Origin of the sequence: Amycolatopsis sp. NBC_00345, assembly GCF_036116635.1 — a bacterium.
Lineage (GTDB): Bacteria > Actinomycetota > Actinomycetes > Mycobacteriales > Pseudonocardiaceae > Amycolatopsis.
This window is the reverse complement of the sequence record NZ_CP107995.1, coordinates 3170899-3180902: the sequence shown is the minus strand read 5'-3', so window position 1 is coordinate 3180902 and position 10004 is coordinate 3170899. Positions and strand designations below refer to the sequence as shown.

Sequence of the window (10004 nt, the reverse complement as noted above, 5' to 3'; positions counted from 1 at the left end):
CGGAGTTGATGATGACATCGCCCAGCGAGAAGGTAGTCGCAGCGCTCAGAGCTTCCCTGAAGGAGGCGGACCGGCTGCGGCGGCAGAACCAGCAGCTCCTCGCGAGCGCGGCCGACCCGATCGCGATCGTCGCGATGGGCTGCCGGTTCCCCGGTGGGGTGAACTCGCCGGAGGACCTGTGGGAGCTGGTCGGGTCCGGGTCCGACGCGATCTCCGGCTTCCCGGCCGACCGCGGCTGGGAGCTGGACGCGCTCGACGGCGCGGGCGTCGACGAGCGCGGCCACGGGATCAGCCGGCAGGGCGGTTTCCTGAGCGGGGTGGCGGACTTCGATCCCGGCTTCTTCGGGATCTCGCCGCGCGAGGCGCTTTCCATGGACCCCCAGCAGCGGTTGCTGCTGGAGACGTCCTGGGAGGCGATCGAGCGGGCCGGTATCGACGCGACCGCCCTGCGCGGCACCCGGACCGGGGTGTTCGTCGGCACCAACGGGCAGGACTACGCCTATCTGATGGTCTCCGCGCCCGCCGAATCCACCGGCGACGTCGGTACCGGCATCGCCGCGAGCGCCACTTCGGGGCGCCTGTCCTACACGCTCGGGCTGGAGGGGCCCGCGGTCACGGTCGACACGGCGTGCTCCTCGTCGCTGGTCGCGCTCCACCTGGCCGCGCAGTCCCTCCGGGCGGGGGAGTGCTCGCTGGCGCTGGCCGGCGGGGTCAACGTGATGTCCACACCCGGCTCGCTGGTCGAGTTCAGCCGTCAGGGCGGGCTCGCCCCGGACGGCCGCTGCAAGGCGTTCTCCGACGACGCCGACGGCACCGGCTGGGCCGAAGGCGCCGGGATCCTCGTCCTGGAACGGCTTTCCGACGCCCGGCGCCACGGCCGCGAGGTGCTGGCGGTGGTCCGCGGCTCGGCGGTCAACTCCGACGGCGCGTCCAACGGGTTCACCGCGCCGAGTGGCCGCGCGCAGCGGCGGGTGATCCGGCAGGCGCTGGCCAGCGCCAAACTGACCGCCGCCGAGGTCGACGCGGTGGAGGCCCACGGCACCGGAACCCCGCTCGGCGACCCGATCGAAGCCGAGAGCCTGCTGGCGACCTACGGCAGCGACAGCGAACGCCGCCGGCCCCTGCTGCTCGGCTCGATCAAGTCGAACTTCGGCCACACCCAGGCCGCCGCCGGGGTCGCGGGCGTGATCAAGATGGTCCTCGCCCTGCGGCACGGGGTGCTGCCCCGCACCTTGCACGCGGACCGGCCGTCGTCCCATGTGGACTGGACGCGGGGCCGGGTGGAGCTGCTCACCGAACGGCAGGACTGGCCGGAGACGGGCCGCCCCCGCCGGGCCGCGGTCTCCTCCTTCGGCGTCAGCGGCACCAACGCCCACACAATTCTCGAACAGGCACCGGCCGTCGAGTCCGAAGAGGACACAGCTCCGCTTCCGGAAGTGGTGCCCTGGCTGCTCTCCGGCCGGACCGAAAGCGCGCTGCGGGACCAGGCGGCGGCGATGCTGTCCACTTTGGAACGAGAACCCGGGATCCGCCCAGCCGACGTTGCCTTTTCCCTCGCGACGACCCGGGCCGTGTTCGAACACCGCCTGGCCCTGACCGGCCGCTCGGACGAGCTGCGCGACCGGCTGACGGCGTGGACCGCGGACGGGGCCGCCCCGGGAGCCGTCTCGGGCGAGGTCACCCGGCGGACCAAGCTCTGCGCGGTGTTCTCCGGGCAGGGGGCGCAGCGCGCGGGAACGGGCAAGGAACTGTACGGCCGGTTTCCCGCCTTCGCGCGGGCATTCGACGAGGTGGTGGGGCAGTGGGACGGCCGGTTCGACCGGCCCGTCCGCGAGGTGGCTTTCGCCGAGCCCGGTACCGCCGACGCGGCGCTGCTCGACCAGACCGGTTATACGCAGCCCGCGCTGTTCGCGCTCGAGGTCGCGCTGTTCCGCTTGATCGAGTCCTGGGGCGTCGTCCCGGATTTCGTGGCCGGTCACTCGATCGGCGAGCTCGCCGCGGCCCATGTCGCGGGGGTGCTGTCGCTGGAGGACGCGTGCACGCTCGTCGCCGCGCGGGCCCGGCTGATGGAGGCCCTGCCCGGGACCGGGGCCATGGTTTCGCTGCAGGCCTCGGAAGACGAGGTGCTGCCGCTGCTGACCGGCGCGGTGTCCCTCGCCGCGATCAACGGGCCGGACTCGGTGGTGATCGCCGGTGACGACGCGGCCGTGGCCGGGATCGCGGCGCGATTCGAGGGGCTCGGGCGCAAGACCCGGCGCCTCACCGTGTCCCATGCCTTCCACTCGCCCTTGATGGACCCGATGCTGGACGAGTTCCGCCGCGTGGTCGAGGGCCTGAGCTTCCACGCTCCCGCCGTCCCGCTGGTCTCGAACCTCACCGGCCGGATCGTGACCGCCGAGGAGGTCTGCGCTCCGGAGTACTGGGTCCGGCACGTCCGCGAGCCGGTCCGGTTCGCCGATGGCGTGCTGGCCGCGCACGCCGCGGGCGCCACCGCCTTCTTCGAACTCGGCCCGGACGGGGTCGCTTCGGCCATGGCGCAGGACAGTCTCGGCGACGCCGCGCCGGACGTGGTGGCCGTTCCGGCCCTGCGCAAGGACCGCGGCGAGCAAGCGGCCCTCGTCGCCGCGCTGGCCCGGCTGCACGTGGCCGGGGTCCGGGTCGGCTGGGCGGAGTTCTACGCCGGCACCGGGGCCCGCCGGGTCGGCTTGCCCACCTACGCCTTCCAGCACGAACGGTTCTGGCCCGAGGCCCGCGAGCCAGAGCCGGTCGTAAACGTGACGGACGACCGGTTCTGGGACGCCGTCGAGCGCGAAGACCTCGATGGGCTCGCCGCGGACCTCGGTGTTGACGGACCGTCGCTCGGTGCGGTGCTGCCCGCGCTCTCGGCTTGGCGCCGCAAGCGCCAAGAGCAGTCCACTATGGACTCCTGGCGGTACCGGGAGAGCTGGGTGCCGCTCAGTGGCACGAAATCCGGTAAGGGCAACGGGTCTTGGCTGGTCGTCGTTCCGCAGGCCCACGCCGGGGACGCCTGGATCGCGTCCGTGGCCGACGCCGTCGGGCCCGGCGCGGTCCGGCTCGACGTCGCTACTACCGGCCGGGCCGAGCTGGCGAGCGTGCTGCGGGACGCCGCCCCCGACGGGCTCGCGGGAGTCGTGTCCCTGCTCGCTTTCGCCGAGTCAGGCGCGGCCGCCACCACGGAACTGTTACAGGCATTGGGCGACGCCGGGATCACCGCGCCCGTCTGGGCGGTGACGCGAGGTGCGGTCTCGACGGGCCGTGGCGACCGGCTCGGTGATGTCGGCCAGGCCGCCGTATGGGGCCTCGGGCGCGTGGCGGCACTGGAATTCCCGCAGGCTTGGGGCGGCCTGGTCGACCTCCCCGAGATCCTCGACGAGCGGGCGGCCCGCCGGTTCGCCGGGGTGCTCGCCGGCGAAGAGGACCAGGTCGCCGTCCGCGCGTCGGGGGTGTTCGGCCGCCGGCTGGTGCCCGCGCCCGCGGGTGACGACCTGAAGACCTGGGAACCCACCGGAACCGTGCTGATCACCGGGGGCACGGGCGCGCTCGGCGCCCACGTCGCGCGGGACCTGGCTGCGAAGGGCGCGCCGCACCTGGTGCTGGCGAGCCGCCGCGGCCTCGAAGCCCCTGGCGCGGCTGGCCTGCGTGACGAGCTCACGGCGCTGGGCGCCCGGGTCACGGTGCGCGCCTGCGACGTCTCGGACCGGGAGTCCGTCCGGGCCCTGCTGGCGGAATTGCCCGACGGGCTCCCGCTGACCGCGGTCGTGCACACCGCCGGTGTGCTCGACGACGGTGTCCTCGACGGACTCGGCCCCGACCGGTTCGACGCGGTGTTCCGCTCGAAGGTCACCTCGGCGCTGGTCCTCGACGAACTGACCCGCGATCTCGGGCTCGAAGTGTTCGCGCTGTTCTCCTCGGTCGCGGGCTCCGTCGGCAACCCGGGCCAGGGCAACTACGCGGCGGCCAACGCCGTGCTCGACGCCCTCGCCGAACGCCGGCGCGCCGACGGCCTCGCGGGCACCTCGATCGCCTGGGCGGCGTGGGGCGGCGGCGGGATGGCGGACTCGGCCCGCGTGGAGGAACGCTCCCGCCGGGTCGGCACCTCGGTGCTGGAACCCGGTGCCGCGCTCGCCGCGCTCGGGCACGCCGTCACCGAACCGGCGGCCACCGTGGTGATCGCCGACCTGCAGCACCCGGCGCTGCTGTCGGCGCTGCTGAGCCTGCGGCCGAGCCCGCTGCTCGCCGACCTGCCCGAAGCACGGCGCCTCCGGTCGGTGGCCGCACCGTCCGCGGACACCGGCGCCACCGGCCCGGGGCTTCGCGAACGCCTCGTGGAGCTGCCCGAAGCGGAGCGGGCCGGTGTGGTGCTGGAGATCGTCCGCACGCAGGCCGCGGCGGTGCTCGGCCACTCCGGCGCGACGGCCATCGGCGCCGAAAAAGCGTTCCGGGACCTGGGTTTCGACTCGCTGACCGCGATCGAGGTCCGCAACCAGCTCGCCACCGCCACCGGGCTGAACCTGCCGTCCACCCTGGTCTTCGACTACCCCACGCCCGCCGTGCTGGCCGGCCACCTGCTCGGTGAGCTGCTCGGCCTCGAAGCGGACCGGGAGCCCGTCCGGGACCCGCACGCGGTCGACGAGCCGATCGCGATCGTCGGCATGGGCTGCCGGTTCCCCGGTGGCGTGAGCTCACCGGAAGACCTCTGGCAGCTGCTGGCCGAAGGCCGCGACGCGATGTCGGACTTCCCGGCCGACCGAGGCTGGGCGCTCGAAGCCCTCGCGGGCGAAGGGCGCGGCACCAGCGTGACCGGCCGGGGCGGATTCCTTTACGACGCCGCTGAATTCGATGCGGGGTTCTTCGGGATTTCGCCGCGGGAGGCGCTGGCGATGGATCCGCAGCAGCGGTTGCTGTTGGAGACTTCGTGGGAGGCGGTGGAGCGCGCGGGCATTGACCCGGGGACGTTGTGGGGGAGCCGGACCGGCGTGTTCGTCGGCACGAATGGCCAGGACTATTCGAGCCTGGTGATGAGTTCCCGCGAGGACGTCGAGGGGCACGCCAGCACGGGCCTGGCGGCCAGCGTCGTCTCGGGTCGCATTTCTTACGTGTTCGGGCTTGAGGGCCCGGCGGTCACGATCGATACGGCGTGCTCGTCGTCTTTGGTGGCGTTGCATCTGGCGGCGCAGGCGTTGCGTTCTGGTGAGTGCTCGATGGCGTTGGCCGGTGGGGTGACGGTGATGTCCACGGCGATGGGTTTCGCCGGGTTCAGCCGTCAGGGCGGGCTCGCCCCGGACGCGCGGTGCAAGGCGTTCTCCGACGATGCGGACGGCACCGGCTGGGCTGAAGGGGCTGGAGTCCTGGTCGTCGAACGGTTGTCGGACGCGGAGCGGCTGGGGCACCGGGTTTTGGCGGTGGTGCGGGGTTCGGCGGTGAATCAGGATGGTGCGTCGAATGGTCTGACCGCGCCGAATGGTCCGTCGCAGCAGCGGGTGATCCGGGCGGCGTTGGCTAATTCAGGTTTGTCCACTTTGGATGTTGATGCGGTGGAGGCGCACGGTACCGGCACGGTGCTGGGTGATCCGATCGAGGCTCAGGCGATTATCGCGACGTATGGGCAGGGTCGGGAGGTTCCGTTGTGGTTGGGCGGGATCAAGTCGAATATCGGTCACACCCAGGCGGCTGCGGGGGTTGCTGGTGTGATCAAGATGGTGATGGCGATCCGGCATGGTGTGCTGCCGGAGACGTTGCATGTCACGGATCCGTCGTCGCATGTGGACTGGTCCGCGGGTGCGGTGTCGTTGCTGACTGAGCGGACGGAGTGGCCGGAGGTCGGCCGCCCGCGCCGTGCCGGGGTGTCTTCCTTCGGACTGAGCGGCACCAACGCCCACGTCATCCTCGAACAGGCGGCCCCAGCCGTCATCCCGGAGGAAACGAGCAGCGGAGTCGTTCCGTGGCCGCTGTCGGCCAAATCGGACGCCGCGCTGGACGAGCAGATCCGCCGGATCGGCTCCTTCGCCGAGCATCATCCCGAGGTCTCCGCGGCCGCGCTGGGCCGGTCACTGGCCACCGGACGCGCGCTGTTCGGCCACCGGGCCGTGCTGCTGGACGGCGGAACGCAGGTCATCCGCGGTGCGGCGGGCGAACGATCCTTGGCCGTGGTCTTCTCCGGTCAGGGCAGCCAGGAACTGGGCATGGGCCGGGAGCTCTACGACCGGTTCCCGGTGTTCGCCGACGCCTTCGACGCGGTGGCCGCCGAGCTGGACCGCGGAACCGGCCGTCCGCTGCGCGAGGTCGTGTGGGGCACCGACGCCGGATCGCTGGACCAGACCGGCTACACCCAGCCCGCGCTGTTCGCGATCGAGGTCGCCCTGTTCCGCCTGCTCGAAGCGTTCGGGGTGCGGCCGTCGCGGGTGGCGGGCCACTCCATCGGCGAGATCGCCGCGGCCCATGTCGCCGGGGTCTTCTCGCTGGCGGACGCCTGCACCCTGGTGACGGCCCGCGCGCGGCTCATGCAGGCACTCCCGCCGGCCGCCGGGGCCATGGTCGCAGTCCGCGCGCCCGAGGCCGAAGTCCTTCCGCTGCTGGCCGGGTGCGAGGACACCGTGTCGATCGCCGCGGTGAACGGCCCGGACTCGGTGGTGCTGGCCGGTGCCGAAGTCGCCGTGCTCGAAATCGCCGGCCGGTTGGCGGGCTCCGGCCGCAAGACCAAACGGCTGACGGTGTCGCACGCCTTCCACTCGCCGCTGATGGACCCGATGCTGACCGAGTTCGCCCGCGCGATCGAGGGGCTGTCCTTCGAGCCGCCGCGGATCGCGGTCGTGTCGGCCGTGACCGGGGCACCGGCGAGCGCCGATGAGCTGTGCACGCCGGAGTACTGGGTGCGGCACGTGCGGGAGACGGTCCGGTTCGCCGACGGCGTGCGCGCACTGGTCGCCGAGGGCGCGGACACCGTGCTCGAACTCGGCCCCGGCGGCGTGCTCGCCGGGATGGCGCTCGACCTCGTCGATCCCGGGGCCGTGGCGGTGGTCCCAGCGCTCCGCAAGGGCCGCGGTGAGGCGGCCGCGCTGCTCGCCGCCCTCGCCGAGTTGCATGTCACCGGCATCGACGTCGACTGGACGCCGGCGTTCACCGGCACCGAGGCGGACGTCGACCTCCCGACCTACCCGTTCCAGCGCGAGCGCTACTGGCCCACCCTCGCCACTCCCTCGGCCGACGCGGCCGGCCTGGGCCTGCTCGCGGCCGGGCACCCGATTCTCGGCGCCGCCACCGCGGTGGCGGGTTCGGACCGGGTGCTGCTGACCGGACGGCTCTCGGTGCCGGCCCTGCCCTGGCTGGCCGAGCACGTCGTGGACGGCGTGATTTCCCTTCCCTCCGCCGGATTCGCCGAGCTCGCGATCCGCGCGGCCGACCAGGCGGGCTGCGATCGGGTCGAGGAACTGACCGTCGTCGCCCCGCTGGTCCTCGGCGCCGAGGACGCCGTCGCCCTCCAGGTGTGGGTCGGTGCGCCGGACGAGACGGGCCGCCGCGAGGTCACCGTCCACTCAGGACCGGCGGACTCCGCCGAGCCGGAGTGGACCCTACATGCGAGCGGAATCCTCGGCAGTGGTCCGGCCGCACTCGGCGATGCAGACTTCGCGACCTGGCCACCGGACGGCGCCACCGCGCTCGAGCTCGACGGCCTGTATGCCGAATTCGCCGAGGACGGCCGCCAGTACGGCCCGGTGTTCCAGGGCCTGCGCGCGGTCTGGCAACGCGGCGAGGATGTCTTCGCCGAGGTGAGACTGCCCGACGGCACCGACGCCGACGCTTTCGGCCTGCACCCCGCGTTGCTCGACGCGGTCCTGCACGCGGTGCCCTTCACCGGCGCCGAAGCGGGTCTCGAGGCGGTGAGCTGGAACGGGCTGTCGTTGCAGGCGGGAGCGGCTTCGGTGTTGCGCGTCCGCCTCACCTCTATCGGTGACAACACGCTGTCACTGGCCGCGGTGGACGCGGAAGGCGCACCGGTGCTGACGGTGGACTCGATCGAACTCAAGCCGCTCAGCGCCGAACCAGCCGATACCCCGGCGGCGGAACCGGGTTCGCTGTTCCAGCTGGGCTGGATCCCGGCCGTGACTGAGCTGGCCCCCGTTGCTCCGGAGACCACCTGGGCGGTGCTGGGCGCGGACGAACTCGGCCTCGGGGCCGCGGTGAAGGCCGCCGGACACACCGTTGCCGTGTCGGGCGGGACGTTCGCTGAGCTGTACGGGGCCGCCGCGCCGGACTTCGTCATCGTGCCGGTCTCCGGCCCCGAAGGCGGCGACGCTGCCTCGGCCGCGCACGCGACGACGTCCCGGGTGCTGGCCATCCTGCAGGACTGGGCGGCCGACGATCGGTTCGCCGCTTCGCGGTTGCTCTTCGTCACCCGCAACGCCGTGGGCGAGTCCGCCACCGACCTCGCGTCGGCTCCGGTGTGGGGCCTCGTCCGGGCCGCGCAGCAGGAAAACCCCGGTTCGTTCCTGCTCGCCGACCTCGACGGCGAAGACGCCTCGACCGCACTGGTCCCGCGCCTGGCCGGGCTGTTCGCCGCCACCGAGACCCAGGCGATCGTCCGCGACGGCGTGGTACTGGTGGGACGGCTCCAGCGCGCGGCCGCCGGAACCGGCGGCCGGCCGTGGGACCCCGACGGCACGGTGCTGATCACCGGCGGCACCGGTGGGCTGGGCGGGCAGCTCGCCCGGCACCTGGTGGCCGAGCGGGGGTTCCGGCACCTCGTGCTGGCCGGCCGCCGCGGCCCGGACGCGCCCGGTGCCACCGAGCTGGGCGCGGACCTGCGGGCCCACGGCGCCGAAGTCACGATCGCCGCCTGCGACACCGCCGACCGCGAAGCCCTCGCGAAGCTGCTCGGCACCGTCCACACCGGACACCCGCTGACGGCGGTGGTGCACACCGCCGGGGTGCTCGACGACGGCGTCATCGGCTCGCTGACCCCGGAGCGCCTGGCCACCGTCACCCGGCCGAAGTCCGGCGGCGCCTGGCACCTCCACGAGCTCACCCGGGACAGCGACCTCGCGGGGTTCGTGTTGTTCTCCTCGGTCGCCGGCGTGATGGGCAGCCCCGGGCAGGGCAACTACGCCGCGGGCAACGCCTTCCTCGACGCGCTGGCGCAGTACCGCGCGAGCCAGGGCCTCGCAGCGACGTCGCTGGCTTGGGGGCCGTGGGCGCAGGACAGCGGGATGACCAGCACCCTCAGTGGCACCGACCTGCGCCGGATGGCGGGCGCGGGTCTCCCGCAGCTGTCCGCCGCACAAGGGATGGCGTTGTTCGACGAGGCGACGGGGTCCGGTCAAGCGCTTCTGGTGCCCTTGGCGATCGGCGCGGGCTCGATGCGGGCGCAGCGTGAGGTCCCGGCGGTGTTGCGGAGCCTGGTGAAGACGACGCGCCGCACCGCGGCCGCCGAGGCGGCGGTGTCCCAGGCCGGGTTCGCCGCGCGGCTCGGGGAGATGCGCGAGGGCGACCGGCAGCGTCACCTCGTGGACCTGGTGCGCACCGAAGCCGCCGCGGTCCTCGGCCACGGTTCGCCCGAGGCGATCGGCGCGGGCCGCGAGTTCCGCGAACTGGGCTTCGACTCGCTCACCGCGGTCGAACTCCGCAACCGCCTGACCGTCGCCACCGGGCTCCGGCTGCCCGCGACGCTGGTCTTCGACTACCCCACCCCGACGGTGCTCGCGGAGCACCTCGGCGCCGAGGTGCTCACCGGCGCCGCCCCCGGGCCGTCGCTGTTCACCGAGCTCGACCGGTTCGAAGCGGCGCTGGCCGCGAGCGACCCCGACGACGTCACCCGCGGCGGGGTGGCACTGCGCCTGCGGGCGCTGGTGGCCGCCTGGAGCGCAACCGCGGGCGAGACCGAAGCGCTCGACGTCACCGAGAGGATCCAGTCGGCCAGCACCGACGAGGTCTTCGACTTCATCGACCGGGAACTCGGCCGGCTGAAGGGCTGACCCGTGGCCGATCAC

The 10004-nt window shown here is 73.3% G+C and carries 1 protein-coding gene; it reads left to right on the top strand.

Annotation, left to right across the window (positions count from 1 at the left end; all coding sequences use genetic code 11):
* The first annotated feature begins 5 nt into the window (after window positions 1-5).
* The gene (locus tag OG943_RS14000) at window positions 6-9989 is read left to right on the top strand and encodes a type I polyketide synthase (RefSeq protein ID WP_442874715.1); all 9984 of its coding nucleotides are present in this window, start codon (window positions 6-8) and stop codon (window positions 9987-9989) included.
* The last annotated feature ends 15 nt before the right edge of the window (window positions 9990-10004 follow it).